Consider the following 16,914-nt stretch of genomic DNA (forward strand, 5'->3'; position numbering starts at 1 on the left):
AGCTTCATGGCAAAACATCAGTTCCAGACTGAAGTCTCACAAATCTTACATCTTATGATCCACTCTCTGTATTCGAACAAAGAGATTTTCGTTCGCGAGCTCGTCTCCAACAGCTCCGACGCACTCGACAAACTCAACATGCTCGTCCTCACCGACGAAGCCTACAAAGGGGTGGATTTCTCTCCCCGCATCGACATCATCATCGATAAAGAGGCAAAAACCCTCACGATAGCCGACAGCGGTATCGGAATGAACGAAACCGATTTGGTCGAAAACCTCGGAACCATCGCAAAATCTGGGACCAAAGCGTTCCTCGAAAAACTCTCCGGCGATCAGAAAAAAGACTCCAACCTGATCGGTCAGTTCGGTGTCGGTTTCTACGCCTCATTTATGGTAGCCGACCGTGTCGAAGTGATCAGCCGCAAAGCCGGAGAAGAGCAAGCCTACAAATGGAGCTCAATGGCAGGGTCTGAATACGATATCGAGCCTGCAGAGCGCGCCAGCCACGGTACCAGCATCATCATGCACCTCAAAGACGATGAGAGCGAGTTTTTGGAGACGCACCGCATCGAGAGTATCATCAAAAAATACTCCAACCACATCCCCTTCCCGATCTTCATGGACAAAGAGGAGTGGGTAGCACCGGCTGAAGGGGAAGAAAAAGGGCACAACGAGACCGTAAACAAACAGATCAACAAAGCCAACGCCCTCTGGACGATCTCAAAATCAGAGATTAGCGACGAAGAGTACAAAGATTTCTACTCCAACATCGCCCACGACTCCAGCGAACCGTTACTCTGGATGCACAACAAAGCGGAGGGAACATTAGAATACACCACCCTCTTCTACGTCCCGGCTAAAGCGCCAATGGACCTCTACCGCGTCGATTACCAAAGCGGTATCAAGCTCTACATCAACCGTGTCTTCATCACCGACGATGAAAAAGAGTTGATGCCGACCTATATGCGTTTCCTACGCGGGGTGATCGACTCTGCCGACCTGCCGTTGAACGTCAGCCGCGAAATCCTCCAGAGCAACCGCGTTATGGCGAAGATCAAAAACGCATCGGTCAAAAAAGTGTTGGGCGAATTGGCGAAAATCGCAGAGAACGACACCGAAAAATACGACGCCTTCTACAAAGAGTTCGGCAACGTCCTCAAAGAGGGACTCTACAGCGACATGGGCAACCGTGAAAAAATCCTAGAGCTTCTCAAACTCAACACCCTCAACTCCGCCGAGCCGGTTATGTTCAGCGAATTCATCAAAGGTGTCGATGCTGAGAAAAAAGAGATCTACTACATCACCGCGAAAATGTCCCTCCAAATGCTCAAAAACTCTCCGGCGCTGGAGCGTTTCAAAGCCAAAGGGATCGATGTACTCGTCCTAAACGAAGAGATCGACACGATCGTATTCCCGATGGTCACCGAGTACAACGACTATAAATTCGTCAACGTCGTCGATGCGAAACTCGAAGAGTCCGAAGAGGAGAAAAAAGAGCACGAAGAGAAGGCTAAAGGGCTTGAGGGCTTCGTAGGTCAGCTCCAAAACGCTCTGGGTGAGAACGTATCCAAAGTCGAAACGACCTTTGATCTCACCGACTCTGCCGTCTGTCTAAAAGTCGATAAAGAAGACCAAGGGTACATGATGGCACAGATGATGAAACAGTTCGGGCAAATGGGCGGGGATTTCCCGGCTCCAAAACCGATCCTCCAAATCAACCCGAACCATGAGTTGATCAAAAAACTCAGCGATTCAGCAGACATGAACCTCATCGACGATGCGGCGCATGTGTTGCTCGATCAGGCGAAACTGTATGAGGGTGAGACGCTTGCGGATACCGCAGGGTTTATTGCTCGATTGAATCGTATTATGGCGAAGGCGCTGTAATCTCTCCGTTATTCCCGCGAAGGCGGGAATCCAGTCTCTACATCATTAAAACACACATTAAAAATTTATTTTATGCTATAATCATTTAGAAACTCATACATTTAGAGGGTATTATATGATTAAATTGAGTATTGCTATATTTTTAACTAGCAGTTTATTCGGGAACACCATTAATGATATCATTATAAATAATGCAGCAAAAATTGCGTACAAGAGTGAGTATTTGATTGCAGGTAACAACCGTGCATTTGCTCAATCTCCTGGTGGAGCATGGTCATGGGATGCAGGTAAAGAGACAATAGAATCTGCAAGAGAAAGTGCCCTGAAGAGATGCAATCTGCATTTGTCACAAGACGACAAGCCATGCAAAATAATCGAAGAAAATGGAAAATGGGTAAAATAAATTTCCCTCGTTTCCACTCTCCTAAAAAATAGGGGTCAGGTGAGAATGGCACTTACTTAAGCTTTTAAGCCTTATTTCGGAGACTAAAACAAATGAAACTTAATCGGAAGTGGGGCTTCAGTCCCGCACGATGGCGAGGCTAAAGCCTCACTTCCAAATAGAGTCACATAAACAAGTAAATATATTAGGCTTTTTAGGCTCTTTTTCCCTTAAGTAAGTGCCATTCGGGTCAGGTGATAACTATAACTTAAAAGTCATCAAACTTTATCTGTACTTTTCTCTTTCCCTCGTTCCCAACGTCCTCGTTGGGAATGCAGACTAATGGTATACACTCCCAAGCTGGAGCTTGGGAGCGAGAAAAATCCAATAACTTACCCAACTTTTCTGTTTAGCCGAAAAGTACCAAAAGAGCATACCGCGATCCAAGAACGCTCGTTCCTCTCGGCACTCCTGCCTCCGTAACGGCTCTAGGTGTTGGATCACGGGGATATTTTAAATAGTTTAATGCCTTGCGACGCTACCCAGAGCAAGGTCGTTCGCTGCAGGGCGAAACGTACCGCCAGCGATTTGTCGCAATGCGATTTTCTTTTCGTTCTTTTCTTATGAAAAAGAAAAGGAATAATCTTTCATACTGCAATATATTTTCAAAACATTCTACCAAAGCATTACACTACTCTCTAAAAAGGGAGTTGATAATGCGGAAAAATCTAAGCCTCTCTATTTACAGTTACTTTCCAAAAGTTATCATTTTTGATATAATCTCATGAAATGGGCTATCGAATTTTTCAACGACACGGTTGAAACTGATACCCTATCCCTCCCCGCCAAGATTTTGGCAAAAATGCTCCATATCTTCGAGATGATCGAAGAACATGGTCCGAATCTCGGAAAACCGTACACCGATGCTTTCGGTGATGGGCTTTTTCCCTCGTTCCCAACGTCCTCGTTGGGAATGCAGACTAATGGTATACACTCCCAAGCTGGAGCTTGGGAGCGAGAAAAGCTTTCTCTCTACTTTTCTCTTTAGCGAGAAAAGATACCAAAACAAGCGAAGCGCTCCCGCAGGGATGTTTCTCTGAAAAGAGCATACCGCGATCCAAGAACGCTCGTTCCTCTAGGGGTTGGATCGCGGGGATATTTTAAATATTTACCCATTACACGAAAATCATTTAATCAAATAGCACTCTTTTTAAACTTGCGCTATAATTGATACAATACGTTTAAAGGATCATTTTGCCAACGGTTTTAAAAATCGGACCTTATCGGTACTTTTTTTATTCCGGCGACAGGGATGAACCGGTTCATATCCATATTGAACGCGATGACAAAATCGCAAAAATTTGGCTCGACCCGGTCCGTTTGGATAACAGTGGCGGTTTCAACCGGAAAGAGATTTCCGAAATGCTAAAAACTGTCCAAGAACACCACCAAGAATTTGTGGAGGCATGGCATGACTATTTTGATGAATGAAATGAGTATTCCCACCGCGCGAAACGTCATCATTACCGATGACACCCTCTCTGTCGATTTGAATGACGGGCGCACTATTTCCGTTCCGCTGGCATGGTTTCCTAGACTTCTGAACGCTACCGAAGCAGAACGAAATGATTTTCGCTTTATCGGTAAAGGTTCGGGAATCCATTTCGAATCCATCGACGAAGACATCAGCATCGAAGCTCTTTTGCTCGGAAAACCATCGGGAGAAAGCCAAAAATCGTTTCAAAAATGGCTCAATAGCCGATCAGCTTAACAATGAAAGAAGAATACGACTTCACCAACGCTGAACAAGGTAAATTTTACATCCCACTCGAAGAAATAGACATTCCTCAAAGCTATGATTTCAGGAACGGTGTTCGCGGTAAATACGCGTCATCCTATCACGAAGGTGTAAATATCGTCAAAATTGATGAAGGCGAAACTTAAATCATCAATATCAATATTTCTAACCCCTGATCAAAAGGGAAGTACTACTTTTTCTCTCTACTTTTCTCTTTGTACTCGAAAAGTAGCAAAACAAGCGTAGCGCTCCCGTAGGGATGTTTCTCTGAAAAGAGCAAAAACGCTCGCTCCTCTCGGCACGTTTGCCAACGGAGCGGCTCTAGGTGTTGGATTGCGGGAATAGTTTAAACTATCATAGAATACTTTATGTATACCGTTTCAAACAATCGCACGTAGGGAGAAAGCTTGAATCCTTGTTTGATACATATATGTGAAAGGTTTGAAACTATTGCCGATTTTCTCGCACACCGATCACAAGAACAAGAAGAGATCGTAAGTGATCTTTTTCTGGATTTTCTGGATTGTTTCGCATCGTTGCAGGCAGAAAAGCTGGAGTATCCCAAAGAGTTTCAAAAAGACGTGAAATTCTACCTCCAAGGCGAACCGATCATGATGAAACAATTCGAAGATGTCGAATTTCGCTATTTGATGCTGAGTGATTTTTACGATTTTTGCAGACTGACAAAAAGGTATAGTAAATAAACTTTGAATATTATTCAAACCGATCTTGCTCCAGTAAATCCGTGTCATTGAACACATGCGCGTTCGCACTGTTTGGCATAGAGTATTTGGGTACGGTTCCGAATTCCTCCACCAAGAGCACGGTCGCACAAGCGTACCGCCAGCGTTCTGGTGAGAGGGTGCTTTCCTTTTCGTTCTTTTCTTTTCTAAAAAGAAAAGGACATATCAAAATGACGAAGCACTGTATTACAAAATAGCCGATTAATGATTCCAAATCATAGAAAGGTCTCTAATATTTACAATGAAACAGATACATTCCGTAAATTCCATTACGATACCTTTTTCAGCCCGACCAATATGGACGGTTCTTACGGACATACCATCTTATCCTCTCTGGTGGCCTCCGACACTCAAAATCAAAATACGTAATGCTATGCAAGATGTTATAGGCTCCCAAATAGAAATCAGACCCTACGGCGGAATACCGTTTTTATGTGAGTTCTCTGAGAGTGTTGAGCCGATTAAGCTTGTCATGAAATATTCCGGTATTTACTCCGGTTTAGGAATTTGGACGCTTAGCGAGATGAATGGCCAAACAAAAATAGATTATGAAATCAATTTAGAGATTAATAACCTATTTATCCGTCTTTTATCCAATGTCATTCCGGTTGAAAAAATACACTACAAGCTAATGAATGAAGTCCTCTTATGTTTGGAAAATAGGCTTAAAAGGAGTCCAAGGTGATTACTATCTGTCTACCTTTTTTCAAAAACGATTGTTTGCCCATCGCGAAATAACAAACGAGTACCCTTCGCTCTAGTTGTAGAGCCTCAGCGTCTGCCCGATACTCACATGAGCTTTTCTCTGTTCTATCGTGATCCCCTCACGCCACGGCATCGGGCTCACTGCAGGAGACATCAGCCCCTTTTTCTTATGTTCGCGAATCGAATAGCGATCACTGTGGACGAAATACCCGTTGTATTCGGGAATATAGGGCATATCCCAGACAATACACTCTTCCGTCGGACAGACGTCGGCACATTTCGGGACGGCGGCATCGACACACTCGATACATTTTTCGGGCTTTACATAGGTATATTCGCCATTACGCAGAGGTGACTCATCGGCGCTTACGATCGCCGTCGCGGGACACTCCTCGATACACGCATCACAATTGATGCAGGAGTCGGTGATCAACACTGCCATAAATCGCTCCTTGGAACTTAGCTACTATCATGACTTTATACATTGCATTATCTGTTCTAATTTCCTCACACGTTCTCTCCCCAGTGGGAATACCTCATACACAATACAGCTCATTCAATCACAATCTAAACACGCTATAATTATTAAAAAGACCTATCGATGGAAAAAATCATCATCGCTCTCGTGCTACTCAGTGTCGCGCTTTTGATCTATAACTACTCTACTAAAATCTCTCGTCTGAAATATCTCGAAACCTATCGCTTTCATCCCGCATTGCGTAAAAAACTTCTCTCACGCTACCCACATCTAAATGATGACAATATCACTTTGGTTTTCGATACCCTACGTGAGTATTTTTTTATGACCCATCGTGCAGGTAAAACCATGGTCTCCATGCCCTCACAGGTTGTTGATGTCGCATGGCATGAGTTTATCCTCTTTACCCGCTCCTACAAAGAGTTTTGTGATCGTGGACTGGGACGCTTTTTGCACCATACCCCGACCGAAGTTATGAAAACCCCTACACTGGCACAAGAGGGGATAAAAAGGGCGTGGAGAATCGCCTGCGTCAACGAAAAGATCGATCCTAAAAAACCGGATCGTCTACCGATGATCTTTGCCATCGATGCTCTCCTCATGATCCCTGATGGCTATCACTATGTTCTCGATTGCAACGACCCCACATCTCCCGCATACGGTGATGGGTATTGTGCCGGTCATATCGGATGCAGCAGTGGTTGTTCCAGCGGCTGTGGAGGAGATTCAAGCTGTGATGGCGGAGGGTGTGGAGGTGATTAAACGTCTTTTTTCTCGTATCGCCTTGTATAGCATCGCAGCATTGATTGGCTATACGATATATGCAAAAGCCAATGTTCCTCCTGAGACAGATGCCGAGTATTGTAAACGAAAGGGAATGGTCAAAATACACAACCGGTTTTACAAATACGATGTGTATCAGCATAATGAAATGAAGCCTTTTGTAGATATGCTGACAAAAGGGTGCAACGGTAATCCGTATTGCGAGGTTGATCGAGCATATCAGTATGTTCTTAAAATCCCCTACAAAGAGAGCTCCACCAATCGCAACCCATCAGATGTGATCAATCAAAATGGCGGTGATTGTGACGAAAAATCATTTTTACTGGCTACGTTGCTTTTACAAAAACAATACCCATGTCTTTTAATTACTACAAAAGATCATGGATTCATTGGTATTCATATTGCAAACGAAAAAGAGATTACCGCTCCCGCTTCTTATGTGAGCGTTGAGGGTAAAAAATACTATTTAGCCGAAACAACTACGCCTGTTGGATATATCGGTCAGGACAACGGAGTCAAAGAACAAGAGATCGAAGGGGTATTTGACATGATGGCAAAAAAAGAGATACCGATTGAACAGGTAGATTTTTTCATCGTTCCACTCTCTCATATGGGAAGAGAAAAAAAGGGGGCTGACTCCCGAAGGGATGTTTCTCTGAAATAACTGACCTTACGCAGCTTGTCTAAACACGTGCGAAAAGGTTAGTAATCTCCCGCATCGGACAGATGCGGGTAGCTTCAGGGGTGAAAAGCGTCAAAAAAGCCAACTGCTTGGCTTTTTTAGCTTAGGAGCCGATGCACGAAGTGCCGGCTGGGCCGTCCCGCCACTTTACGGGCTATGAGCTAAAAGTGCGTAACATCCCTCCTCTTGACACACCACCCACTATTTATATATAATAATCACAATAACCATATATAGGAGCATGAAATGATCAGCATGGGTGTCGGACAGATTCAAAAAAATATCTCTATTTTGACCACGCTTACCGAAGCAATCCGTATCGTCGATAAGCGGCGCAACAAAACCGTCGCTATTGTCTACCCTGCTTCATCCTCCGCCTCCATACTCTCTTTAGCAGGTAAATACAAAGATCGTGTAGAAGCTGCAGCTGATCTCACAGCAGCTAAAGAATCGGCCATGATGGAAGCGATGGGTGAAAAATATGGTCTATCTTATTGATACCAACATCATCATCCGTTTTCTCGTCGGCGATCACGCGGGGCATTTGGCGCAAAGCAGTGCTATTTTCGAGCGGGTTGAAAAAGGCGAAATTGAAATTCATATCCTCGAATCGGTAGCAATGGAAGCTTTTTTTGTCCTTACCGAATTTTATAAAATTCCCAAAGAAGAGGTCATCAACGATCTCAAGCGAATTTTATCGTTAGAGGGGGTGGTCAATGATGACAAACTGATCCTCTTCGAAACATTATCCATCATTGAAAACAAAAATATCGATTTTGTTGATGCACTACTGTGTGCCAGACAGCGATTACAAGGTGTAAAAATTTTGAGTTTTGATAATGATGTAAAAAATGACTTTACACTCTGAGAATTTTTTCTTCCTTTATAATCTCTTCACCCTTCAAATCCACCATCAGCCTACGCGGTTTGCAAAACACGAGAGCTACACAAACGTAACGCTTTGTGCTTTGATCTTCTTCATATCCTCTTCATCCAGTCCGTCGATACCGTGGACGAAACAGCACGGTTTCTCTTTGATCTGTTTGTGTATCTCCCAAAATGTCTCTCTGTTTTCGACGATGTAGACGTTTTCAGCATACAACGACTTCAGCGGCAGACCGATGCATCCGTGTGCGAGGGTGATCGTCAGTAGCTCCATCATCTCACTATTGACCGTGATCCCTCCGTTGCCTTTGAGCAGTATGACTTTCGGGGAGGTGCTGGTTTGTGCCATGGAAAACCTTTTACCCTCATGTATTCATTTATCGTTCCAGTGCGATAGTACACATGACAACAGACCTTTTTACTCCACTACAGAAGAGAGTATCTGATGTTACGCACCTTGCTTTAGAAAGTGCAACATGGGGCATTATTCTCGCGCATCCGAAAGATGCGGGTAGCTTTAGGGGGTTGTATGGACGCCAGTCCCTGCCACTTTACGGGCTTTGAGCGAAAAGTGCGTAACATCACAGATATCCGCGATTTTGTGACAAAACGGCTCTTTAACGCGTGAAAACAAAAAAGGAAATTATCAAACTGCCGATTCATTTACAAAACTAAAAATCACTTTTGATTCGGATATTTTCTGATAAAGCCTTATTTTTTTCCGATAGGGCATCCATTTGATTAAAAAGGTAGCCAGAGCTTCCCAGAGGGAAACCCATGCGGCTACCGTCAGCCCCTCGGCGATCACCCCGCCAAGAATACTTGCTTTTGCCCATTCATTCTCATTCATCAATACCGACATTCCCGCTATGACAAGACCCGTAAAAAGAAGAATGATCGATGTTCGAATCATCTCTTTCATTTTTTTAAGTTTCAACTCTTTGATATAGAGAAAAAAGTTTTTCACACTATTACGTACTCTTGATATTGCCTCATCCGTGGATTTCTCTTCTAAAGAAAATTCAATTAAAAACGATTCTCCGTCTATCTCCGATACGCTATCAATAATATATTCAACCAGATGGCGGTTTAAATCCTTTTTTAAAAAATGGGATTTTTTGTCAAAATCATCATACAAATCTTCTATTTTATGGGCTGAGATATTAATAATGATCTCATTATTTTCGCTTCGTTCATACCGTTCGACTATCTTTTTTTTCATTCCGGTCCGCTTATCTATAGTGAAATCTTATAGCTATTATATATCAATCAAACTGATGATCAAAACGTTTTCAAAGGAGCCGTGAAACAAGAAAATAATGGTAAAATTCACCCATGAAATTATTTCTCTTACCCATCGCATCGCTTTTGCTCTCAACCGCATTATTTTCCGCCCCGACACAATGCAGCGGGCTCTATTACGGGGATGAGGCTCCCGATATTCTCAATACCAAACTCCTTCCGAAAACCAAAGAGCTCTGCTATAGCTCCTTTGCGCTCATGCACTCCGGAATCTCCCGTACCCCCTTATGGAGCGCCGAACATCTGACCCAACAAGGGTTGCGCCATAAGAGCAAACGGACGAACGATTTTCATCCCGACGATCAGTTAAACGCGGATGAGCGCGCTGAACTCTCCGATTATGCACGATCAGGGTATGATCGCGGGCACATGGCCCCTTCAGCCGATATGGGGACGAAACAATCACAGCACGAGTGTTTTACCCTTGCCAATATGATTCCCCAAAACGGGGAAAACAATCGGGGAATATGGTCGGCCATCGAAAGCGCGACGCGCCATCTGACCAATCAGAAAGGGGAACTTTACGTCATCACCGGACCCATTTTCAGCGGTTCACAAGTCAAACGGATCGGCGGGAGAGTATTGGTCCCCACAAAACTATACAAAGCCATCTACGATCCCTCAAGCGGCCGGGGAGCGGCCTATCTGGTCAGCAATGCCCCGACCGGCGATTATGAAGTGGTCAGTATCTTTGAACTCGAGCAGATATCGGGACTGAAACTCTTTCCAAAAATGACCCCTTCCGCCAAACAAAAGGCAATGGATTTGCCCGATCCGCAAGAACGTCATGGAAGCTCTTACAACAATCTTACCAATAAGGATATAATCCATTTACTAGAAACTCTTTTGAAATGGATATTCTAACCATGCCCACGCAACCTTTTATGGCATACGAAAATGAAACTGACTCTTTCCTTATCGGTAATCTGACGGTCGAAAATCGTCTTGACCGCATCTCGCTGTACGGCTCTTTGGACCTACCAAAGACCGCCACGGGCTTGAATCGGCGTTACAACTCAAACGCCTTATCGATGCCTCGATTGATGCCCTTAAACGGGATAGAAACTTACCCGATCAAATAACGATCAAAGAGGCGGAAAAAATTGAAAATCCGTTTTGAAAAGCGGTTCTTACTCTCCACAATACAGCACGTTTTACTTCAGAAAATATTTTTAGTGCCGATATGGTTGTTCTATTTTTTAAGAAAGCCCCATTCATGAAAACACCCAAACTTTTTTCCCGCTTCACGACACTGTTTCTCCTTCTCCTGTTTGGATTTGCTATCGGAGCCAAATCTGCCGGATTGGATACATTGCGATTTACCGTTTTCTTAACGGCTCTTGGAATAGTGGCTTTTGTCCATTATAAAATGATGCGTAGAAGATTTTCCTGATCGAACATCCCCTAAAGCTAGTTTTTATTATGGATGGTAGACCTCACTCCGGTTCCTGCCGTTCTTTTTCGCTTCGTACAGCGCTCCGTCCGCCTTTTCAAAAAGGGTCCTTTTATTATCTTCAGCGGTAAATTGAGCAATCCCGAAACTCAGGCTCAACCCTTTTCCGACATAGGCAAAGGTATGGGATTGAACCAGTTTCCTCAGCTTTTCCGCTAAATTATAAGCACCCGCTTCATCGGTTGCCGGGGTCAGAATCACAAACTCTTCTCCCCCCCACCGTGCAAAAATATCTCCGTTTTTGATGTTGTTTTCAATCAGATGTACCAGATCTATCAGGATATCATCGCCGGCTTGATGCCCGTAGGTATCATTTACCTGTTTAAAATGGTCCACATCAAAAATGATCAGGCTTAAGGGTTGATCGTTATGCTTTGAATGCCTCATCTCCGTACTACAAATATCATCAAAGTTTTCCCGGTTATTGATTCCGGTGAGATTGTCTTTGTACGCTTTTTGCTCCAATCTATTGGTCATCGAATAGAGTTCATCCACTTTATGCTTCATCGCTTTATTGATATTGCGTAACTGCTGTTTCGTCTCTTCCAATTCGGTGATATCGTGTCGGATCGCAATGTATTCCAAAACATCTCCGTCAACATCCAATATCGGTATGACAGTAGTGTCGACGATATACTGACTCCCGTCTTTTTTCATATTGGTAACCACGCCGTTCCAACTTTTTTTTGCTTTGATGGTGTCCCACAACTCTTTAAACGCTTCTCTTGGCATATCGGGATGACGGATAATATTATGGGGTTTGCCGATCAGTTCATCGCGCACATATCCGGAGATTTCACAAAACCGGTCGTTAACATAGGTGATAACCCCTTTTGGATTCGTTTTTGAGACGATATTACTTAAATCAACCGCTTTTTTGTATTCTGCCAAAAGATTCGAATTTTCACTTTTGTAATTGCGGTTGCTGCTGATGATGTTTTCAAAATTAGATGCCAAATCATTGGCCATTTGTAACGTCAAAAAATCAATTTCACTGTGCAAGGCAAAAGAGAGGTTCCCGTTTTCAAAAATAATCTGTTCAATCGCATTTTTCAATTTGGTGATCAGGGTAAAAAGATCGGCGACCGTAACATTGTAGTGATTGAGCAACTGCAAAAAATCAATTTTTATCTGGCACTCCGAAATAGTCGCGCGCCATTCTATGACACTGATATAACAGTCGCAAAACTGATAAAAAAGGTGGGTATTTTTTTCAATCACGGGTAAAGAGTGCCGATGAAGTACATTTTGTACCTCACTTTTATTCATCCAGATTTTTATAATTTCATTTCGATGGACTCGTAAAAAATAGGAAAACTCTTCACTGTTTATAATTTTTATCATACCTACGCACCCTTACTATTTTCATTTGTTTACAATAAAAGATTATATTATAATTATAATAGCTTTAATCGAACATATTATTCCATTTTCCAGAACAACCTTATAATTTAGCTTCGAACGCGCTGACGACTTGCGCCATTTTCAGGAGTGAGTCGGGATTGAGTGAAATCGAGTCAATCCCCTCTTCGACCAGAAACCGGGTGATTTCCGGATAATCGGAGGGGGCTTGACCGCAGATACCGATATATTTCCCCCGCTCTTTGCACGCACGTATCGCCATACTCAACATCCGCGTCACCGCATCGTTACGTTCATCAAAAACCGACGACACCAAGGCGCTGTCACGATCCACCCCCAGCGTCAACTGGGTCAAATCGTTTGAGCCGATACTGTAACCGTCGAATATTTCCAAAAACTGATCCGCCAGAATAACATTAGAGGGGATCTCGCACATCGCATAGATTTCCAGAGCGTTTTCCCCCTGCACCAATCCCGCATCATTCATCACCCCAATCGCTTTTCTCCCCTCTTCCGGGGTACGGACAAAGGGGAGCATCACTTTAACGTTGGTAAGTCCCATCGCATCGCGCACGCGCTTGAGGGCTTCACACTCCCAGACAAAAGCTTCGCGGTACTGGGGTGAATAGTAGCGGCTTGCACCCCGAAAACCGATCATCGGGTTCTCTTCATCCCGTTCATATACACTCCCGCCGACCATGTATTTGTATTCATTCGACTTAAAATCGCTGGTTCGGACAATAACGGGTTTGGGATAAAATGCTGCCGCGATCATCCCTACCCCTTCGGAAATTTTGTCGATAAAAAAAGTTTTCGGATCATCGTATCCGCGCATCGCGCTTTCAACCCCTTTTGCATCCTCCACTTTTTTCCCCTGAGAGAGCTCGACCAAAGCCATCGGATGGGCATTCACATAATGGGAAATGATAAATTCCATCCGTGCCAACCCAACCCCGTGGTTGGGAAGCTTGGCCACTTTAAAGGCGATTTCGGGATTTCCGACATTCATATAGAGTTTTGTTTTGGTCGAATGAAAGGTCCCCAAATCGGTCTGAAGGATCTCAAATTCAAGAGATCCTTCATAAATTTGCCCGTTTTCCCCATCCGCACAGCTTACCGTCACCTCTTGTCCGTCGTAGAGGAGATTGGTCGCATTAATGGTTCCGACAACCGCCGGCACCCCGATCTCACGGGCAACAATAGCCGCATGACAGGTTCTCCCCCCACGGTTGGTGATGACGGCGGAGGCTTTTTTCATAATCGGTTCCCAGTCGGGATCGGTGATATCGGCAACCAATATCTCCCCTTCATTAAACCGCTCGATTTCATGAGGCGAACGGATGATCTTGACTTTGCCCGAACCGATTTTCTCCCCGATCGCTTTTCCGCTGAGGAGTACGGCAGACTCTTCCTTAAGGCGGTACTGCTCCAAGATATTATCAAACAGCTTTTGGCTCTGCACCGTTTCCGGACGGGCCTGTACGATATAAATCTCTCCGCTGAGACCGTCTTTGGCCCATTCGATGTCCATGGGGCGGTATTCCCCCGCTTTGAGCGTATAGTGCTCTTCGATAATCATCGCGTATTTTGCCAATACGGCAATCTCTTCGTCGTTAATGGAAAATTTTTCCTGCAACGCTTTCGGGGTTGCCGCATTAATCGTATGATGACGCTCATCGTATCCCATCGTCAATGCTTTAGAACCGAGTTGACGTTTCAAGATGGTCGTCTTGCCCTCTTTCAATGTCGGCTTGAACACATAAAATTCATCCGGGTTCACCTTACCCCCGACGATATTTTCACCCAGTCCCCAGATTGCATTAATCAATATCAAATTTTCCGAACCGTTTTCAGTATCGATAGTAAACATTACGCCGCTGCTGGAGAGATCACTGCGCACCATTTTTTGCACCCCTACCGAGAGGGCCACTTTAAAATGGTCATATCCACGGCTGTGACGGTAACTGATGGCACGATCGGTAAAGAGGGAGGCGAAACACCGTTTGACATGTTCGATCAGCATCGTTTCGCCCCGGATGTTGAGATAACTCTCCTGCTGTCCTGCAAAACTTGCATCCGGCAAATCTTCTGCCGTTGCCGAAGAGCGGACCGCAACATCGACCGATACCTCTGCGTATAACTCTTCCATCGTACGGTATCCCTGCACAATCTCCGCTTGGAGCCTATCGGGCATTTTTCCCGAGAGCATCACGATACGAATGGCTTCTCCGCACTTTTTAAGCGATTCGATATCGGTAATATCAACTCCTTCCAGTAGTGCACGAATCTGCGGTTCAAACCGGTTATGTTCGATAAATGCCCGATACCCATGGGCGGTTACCGCAAATCCTTCGGGAATTTTGACACCCAATGATTTGAGCGAACCGATCATTTCACCCAAACTCGCGTTCTTTCCCCCGACTAAAGCGATATCTTCCAAATTGAGCGAATCCAATTGACGAATATAATGCATCTTCTCCCCCCGCAGTTAGTGCCATAAGAATAGCACAAAAATCGATTAACCTTCCCCCACTCCCGGTTCAAAGATATTTCCGCTATAATAAAATCTATTTAAATACCCAAATGACATCCATGACACCTATTATTCTTACAACACTCAATGCCCGCTATGTCCATACCTCACTTGGATTACGTTGTCTTTATGCCAATTTAAACGAATTGAAAAAAGATTCAATGATTCTCGAATTTACAATCAACGAACAAATCCAAAGCATTGCCGAGCGATTACTCGAACACGCTCCGCGAATCATCGGAATCGGAGTCTATATCTGGAATGCTTCCGAAACAGCGCAACTCATCGAGGTCGTTAAAAAAGTTTCTCCCTCCACGCTGATTGTTCTGGGAGGTCCGGAAGCCGGTTATCTCCCCCATCGGGTCAATTTTGATCGTGCCGACTACATCATCAGCGGTGAAGGGGAAGCCGTTTTTTATCAACTGTGCCGCAATTTACTTGACAAAAACGCTCCTGAGGAGCGTTTTATCCGCGCACCGCTCCCCGATTTAAAACAGATCCATCTCCCCTACAGCGCCTACAGCGACGAAGATATCGCCCATCGCTATATCTACGTCGAAGCGTCACGGGGTTGCCCTTTTGAATGCGAATTCTGTCTCTCTTCCATCGATGAAAAAGTGCGAAACTTTCCCCTAGAGCACCTCCTCGAAGCCTTTGAAGTTTTATGGCAGCGGGGTGCCCGGAGCTTTAAATTTATTGACCGTACGTTTAACCTCAATATGTCGTTTGCCAATCGGATTCTCGATTTTTTCCTCTCCAAAGAGCCCCCCTATTTTGCCCATTTCGAAGTAATTCCCGACCATTTTCCGGATCTTCTCAAATCCAAAATCTCCCTTTTTCCTCCCGGATCGCTCCAGCTGGAGATCGGAATACAAACCCTTGATCCGGTGATTGCCAAAGGGATAAACCGTCCTTTGCGTCTTGAAAAAATCGTTGAAAATCTAACGTTTCTGGAAACCGGCACCTCGACACATATGCACCTCGATCTGATCGTCGGACTCCCGGGAGAGAGTATGGAAGGGTTCGGACGCAATCTTGATACCCTATGTTCTCTGACCCGCAGTGAAATTCAAATCGGAATTCTTAAAAATCTCTCCGGTACCACGCTCTCTCGACACGATGAGATGTATGGAATGATCTACAGTGACATCCCCCCTTATGACATACTCCAGAATAATGATCTCAGTTTTATTCAAATCCAGAAGATGAAACGGTTCGCCCGCTTTTGGGATATCTACTACAACAGCGGAAACTTTAACCAATCGGTAAAGATGCTCTGGGAAGAGGGAAAAGTATTTGAAGGATTCTATAGCTTTAGCGAGTGGATTTATACCCAAACGCTTTCAACCTGGAAAATATCACTCGATCGGCAGATTGCACTGTTGTATCTCTATCTGCAACAGCGTTACGATCCTCTCCTCATTGAAACAACCCTTTTGGAAGATATCGCACAAACGCCGGGGAGAAAACTCTCAGCCTCCCTTAAAAACCTCTTTTTGGAAAATAAACGGACCGAACCCGGTTTTATTACCCCCAAGCGCCAATCGAAACGGATGTAACGGGGAAGGGGGAATTATCACCCTCCTCTTTTATTTGGCACTATTTTCTTTCATTTTTTTCTCTTCCCATAAACGGTTTGCCTGTCGAATCTCTCCGTATTTCGGATTTGCGATAAAATACTCACGTATAAATTTTTTATATTCAAGTTGCTCCGGGGTCACCGCCTCTTCGGTAGTGTTAGTGTCCGTCACTTCCTCTTGAGGCGAAGTAAGGTTAGAAATATAATGGGCCACTTTTTTCATCTCTGATTCATCCAATTTGGTCGCCTGCCCGGTCATCATATTTCCGAATCCGTATTGGTTCAGTTTTTTCCCCTTATACCCTTTTAGCCGTTCGATAATCTTCTCTTCTTTCCATCCCG

The 16,914-nt window shown here is 44.3% G+C and carries 21 protein-coding genes and 1 pseudogene; 16 read left to right on the top strand and 6 right to left on the bottom strand.

The window, feature by feature from the left end; all coding sequences use genetic code 11:
- Positions 1-6 precede the first annotated feature (6 nt).
- From htpG to M0P91_RS05865, 8 genes are all read left to right on the top strand, one after another.
- Positions 7-1,887 (top strand): molecular chaperone HtpG, encoded by a 1,881-nt coding sequence (htpG, locus tag M0P91_RS05830; RefSeq protein WP_295065577.1) that lies wholly within the window; start codon positions 7-9, stop codon positions 1,885-1,887.
- Positions 1,888-2,002: 115 nt separating this feature from the next.
- Entirely contained in the window at positions 2,003-2,290 is a 288-nt protein-coding gene (locus M0P91_RS05835) for a hypothetical protein (RefSeq protein ID WP_295065579.1), read from the top strand.
- Positions 2,291-3,053: 763 nt separating this feature from the next.
- Complete coding sequence (locus tag M0P91_RS05840) at positions 3,054-3,317, top strand: type II toxin-antitoxin system RelE/ParE family toxin (RefSeq protein ID WP_295065581.1); 264 nt, start codon at positions 3,054-3,056, stop codon at positions 3,315-3,317.
- Between the two features lie 206 nt (positions 3,318-3,523).
- Entirely contained in the window at positions 3,524-3,760 is a 237-nt protein-coding gene (locus tag M0P91_RS05845) for a DUF4160 domain-containing protein (protein ID WP_295065583.1), read from the top strand.
- Positions 3,741-4,040: a DUF2442 domain-containing protein gene (locus tag M0P91_RS05850; protein ID WP_295065585.1), complete on the top strand. Its 300-nt coding sequence runs from the start codon at positions 3,741-3,743 to the stop codon at positions 4,038-4,040. The genes M0P91_RS05845 and M0P91_RS05850 overlap by 20 nt, the downstream gene beginning before the upstream one ends.
- Before the next feature lie 2 nt (positions 4,041-4,042).
- Positions 4,043-4,213: a hypothetical protein gene (locus M0P91_RS05855; protein ID WP_295065587.1), complete on the top strand. Its 171-nt coding sequence runs from the start codon at positions 4,043-4,045 to the stop codon at positions 4,211-4,213.
- A gap of 273 nt (positions 4,214-4,486) precedes the next feature.
- Positions 4,487-4,771 (top strand): hypothetical protein, encoded by a 285-nt coding sequence (locus tag M0P91_RS05860; protein ID WP_295065589.1) that lies wholly within the window; start codon positions 4,487-4,489, stop codon positions 4,769-4,771.
- Positions 4,772-5,014: 243 nt separating this feature from the next.
- Positions 5,015-5,179: a hypothetical protein gene (locus M0P91_RS05865; RefSeq protein WP_295065591.1), complete on the top strand. Its 165-nt coding sequence runs from the start codon at positions 5,015-5,017 to the stop codon at positions 5,177-5,179.
- A gap of 388 nt (positions 5,180-5,567) precedes the next feature.
- Here the strand turns inward: M0P91_RS05865 and M0P91_RS05870 are convergent, their stop codons facing one another.
- Positions 5,568-5,957 carry a 4Fe-4S dicluster domain-containing protein gene (locus tag M0P91_RS05870; protein WP_295065593.1) on the bottom strand — a complete coding sequence of 130 codons (390 nt, stop codon included), beginning with the start codon at positions 5,955-5,957 and terminating at the stop codon, positions 5,568-5,570.
- Positions 5,958-6,116: 159 nt separating this feature from the next.
- Between M0P91_RS05870 and M0P91_RS05875 the strand changes: the two genes are divergently transcribed.
- The 4 genes from M0P91_RS05875 to M0P91_RS05890 all read left to right on the top strand — a co-directional run bounded on the left by M0P91_RS05875 (position 6,117) and on the right by M0P91_RS05890 (position 8,326).
- Entirely contained in the window at positions 6,117-6,755 is a 639-nt protein-coding gene (locus tag M0P91_RS05875; RefSeq protein ID WP_295065595.1) for a hypothetical protein, read from the top strand.
- Positions 6,667-7,440, top strand: coding sequence for a hypothetical protein (locus tag M0P91_RS05880; protein ID WP_295065596.1), 774 nt, complete (start codon positions 6,667-6,669; stop codon positions 7,438-7,440). The genes M0P91_RS05875 and M0P91_RS05880 overlap by 89 nt, the downstream gene beginning before the upstream one ends.
- A gap of 264 nt (positions 7,441-7,704) precedes the next feature.
- A complete protein-coding gene (locus M0P91_RS05885) occupies positions 7,705-7,956 on the top strand; it encodes a hypothetical protein (protein ID WP_295065598.1) in 252 nt (83 codons plus the stop codon).
- Positions 7,940-8,326 carry a PIN domain-containing protein gene (locus M0P91_RS05890; protein ID WP_295065600.1) on the top strand — a complete coding sequence of 129 codons (387 nt, stop codon included), beginning with the start codon at positions 7,940-7,942 and terminating at the stop codon, positions 8,324-8,326. Before M0P91_RS05885 ends, M0P91_RS05890 begins: the two co-directional genes overlap by 17 nt.
- A 75-nt stretch (positions 8,327-8,401) precedes the next feature.
- Here M0P91_RS05890 and M0P91_RS05895 read toward each other — a convergent pair whose 3' ends face one another.
- Together M0P91_RS05895 and M0P91_RS05900 are read right to left on the bottom strand one after the other, a co-directional pair.
- Positions 8,402-8,692, bottom strand: a complete 291-nt coding sequence (locus tag M0P91_RS05895) for a hypothetical protein (RefSeq protein WP_295065603.1) — start codon at positions 8,690-8,692, stop codon at positions 8,402-8,404.
- Positions 8,693-8,989: 297 nt separating this feature from the next.
- Positions 8,990-9,565, bottom strand: coding sequence for a hypothetical protein (locus tag M0P91_RS05900; protein ID WP_295065604.1), 576 nt, complete (start codon positions 9,563-9,565; stop codon positions 8,990-8,992).
- Between the two features lie 113 nt (positions 9,566-9,678).
- Between M0P91_RS05900 and M0P91_RS05905 the strand changes: the two genes are divergently transcribed.
- The 3 genes from M0P91_RS05905 to M0P91_RS05915 all read left to right on the top strand — a co-directional run bounded on the left by M0P91_RS05905 (position 9,679) and on the right by M0P91_RS05915 (position 11,038).
- Entirely contained in the window at positions 9,679-10,509 is an 831-nt protein-coding gene (locus tag M0P91_RS05905) for a DNA/RNA non-specific endonuclease (protein WP_295065606.1), read from the top strand.
- A gap of 2 nt (positions 10,510-10,511) precedes the next feature.
- Positions 10,512-10,727, top strand: coding sequence for a hypothetical protein (locus tag M0P91_RS05910; protein WP_295065608.1), 216 nt, complete (start codon positions 10,512-10,514; stop codon positions 10,725-10,727).
- 134 nt (positions 10,728-10,861) lie between these two features.
- The gene (locus M0P91_RS05915; RefSeq protein ID WP_295065610.1) at positions 10,862-11,038 is read left to right on the top strand and encodes a hypothetical protein; all 177 of its coding nucleotides are present in this window, start codon (positions 10,862-10,864) and stop codon (positions 11,036-11,038) included.
- 27 nt (positions 11,039-11,065) lie between these two features.
- On the opposite strand, the gene M0P91_RS05920 is transcribed toward M0P91_RS05915, so the two are convergent.
- Entirely contained in the window at positions 11,066-12,442 is a 1,377-nt protein-coding gene (locus tag M0P91_RS05920; RefSeq protein ID WP_295065612.1) for a sensor domain-containing diguanylate cyclase, read from the bottom strand.
- Between the two features lie 100 nt (positions 12,443-12,542).
- Complete coding sequence (ppsA, locus tag M0P91_RS05925) at positions 12,543-14,933, bottom strand: phosphoenolpyruvate synthase (RefSeq protein WP_295065614.1); 2,391 nt, start codon at positions 14,931-14,933, stop codon at positions 12,543-12,545.
- A gap of 119 nt (positions 14,934-15,052) precedes the next feature.
- On the opposite strand from ppsA, the gene M0P91_RS05930 reads away from it, so the two are divergent.
- The gene (locus tag M0P91_RS05930; protein ID WP_295065616.1) at positions 15,053-16,552 is read left to right on the top strand and encodes a radical SAM protein; all 1,500 of its coding nucleotides are present in this window, start codon (positions 15,053-15,055) and stop codon (positions 16,550-16,552) included.
- Between the two features lie 30 nt (positions 16,553-16,582).
- Here the strand turns inward: M0P91_RS05930 and M0P91_RS05935 are convergent.
- Positions 16,583-16,914 (bottom strand): annotated as a pseudogene (locus tag M0P91_RS05935) (hypothetical protein); the annotation flags it as partial.

The sequence above is a fragment of the Sulfuricurvum sp. genome (assembly GCF_023229695.1).
In the GTDB taxonomy this organism is placed as follows: Bacteria; Campylobacterota; Campylobacteria; order Campylobacterales; family Sulfurimonadaceae; genus Sulfuricurvum.

Excerpts from the sequence above, each read along its gene's own strand:
- ppsA (WP_295065614.1), bottom strand. The coding sequence starts at position 14,933 with ATGCATTATATTCGTCAATTGGATTCGCTCAATTTGGAAGATATCGCT.
- M0P91_RS05900 (WP_295065604.1), bottom strand. The coding sequence starts at position 9,565 with ATGAAAAAAAAGATAGTCGAACGGTATGAACGAAGCGAAAATAATGAG.
- M0P91_RS05855 (WP_295065587.1), top strand. The coding sequence starts at position 4,043 with ATGAAAGAAGAATACGACTTCACCAACGCTGAACAAGGTAAATTTTAC.
- M0P91_RS05875 (WP_295065595.1), top strand. The coding sequence starts at position 6,117 with ATGGAAAAAATCATCATCGCTCTCGTGCTACTCAGTGTCGCGCTTTTG.
- M0P91_RS05865 (WP_295065591.1), top strand. The coding sequence starts at position 5,015 with ATGATTCCAAATCATAGAAAGGTCTCTAATATTTACAATGAAACAGAT.
- M0P91_RS05910 (WP_295065608.1), top strand. The coding sequence starts at position 10,512 with ATGCCCACGCAACCTTTTATGGCATACGAAAATGAAACTGACTCTTTC.
- M0P91_RS05895 (WP_295065603.1), bottom strand. The coding sequence starts at position 8,692 with ATGGCACAAACCAGCACCTCCCCGAAAGTCATACTGCTCAAAGGCAAC.
- M0P91_RS05915 (WP_295065610.1), top strand. The coding sequence starts at position 10,862 with ATGAAAACACCCAAACTTTTTTCCCGCTTCACGACACTGTTTCTCCTT.
- M0P91_RS05870 (WP_295065593.1), bottom strand. The coding sequence starts at position 5,957 with ATGGCAGTGTTGATCACCGACTCCTGCATCAATTGTGATGCGTGTATC.
- M0P91_RS05905 (WP_295065606.1), top strand. The coding sequence starts at position 9,679 with ATGAAATTATTTCTCTTACCCATCGCATCGCTTTTGCTCTCAACCGCA.
- M0P91_RS05930 (WP_295065616.1), top strand. The coding sequence starts at position 15,053 with ATGACACCTATTATTCTTACAACACTCAATGCCCGCTATGTCCATACC.
- M0P91_RS05920 (WP_295065612.1), bottom strand. The coding sequence starts at position 12,442 with ATGATAAAAATTATAAACAGTGAAGAGTTTTCCTATTTTTTACGAGTC.
- M0P91_RS05835 (WP_295065579.1), top strand. The coding sequence starts at position 2,003 with ATGATTAAATTGAGTATTGCTATATTTTTAACTAGCAGTTTATTCGGG.
- htpG (WP_295065577.1), top strand. The coding sequence starts at position 7 with ATGGCAAAACATCAGTTCCAGACTGAAGTCTCACAAATCTTACATCTT.
- M0P91_RS05885 (WP_295065598.1), top strand. The coding sequence starts at position 7,705 with ATGATCAGCATGGGTGTCGGACAGATTCAAAAAAATATCTCTATTTTG.
- M0P91_RS05840 (WP_295065581.1), top strand. The coding sequence starts at position 3,054 with ATGAAATGGGCTATCGAATTTTTCAACGACACGGTTGAAACTGATACC.
- M0P91_RS05850 (WP_295065585.1), top strand. The coding sequence starts at position 3,741 with ATGACTATTTTGATGAATGAAATGAGTATTCCCACCGCGCGAAACGTC.
- M0P91_RS05890 (WP_295065600.1), top strand. The coding sequence starts at position 7,940 with ATGGTCTATCTTATTGATACCAACATCATCATCCGTTTTCTCGTCGGC.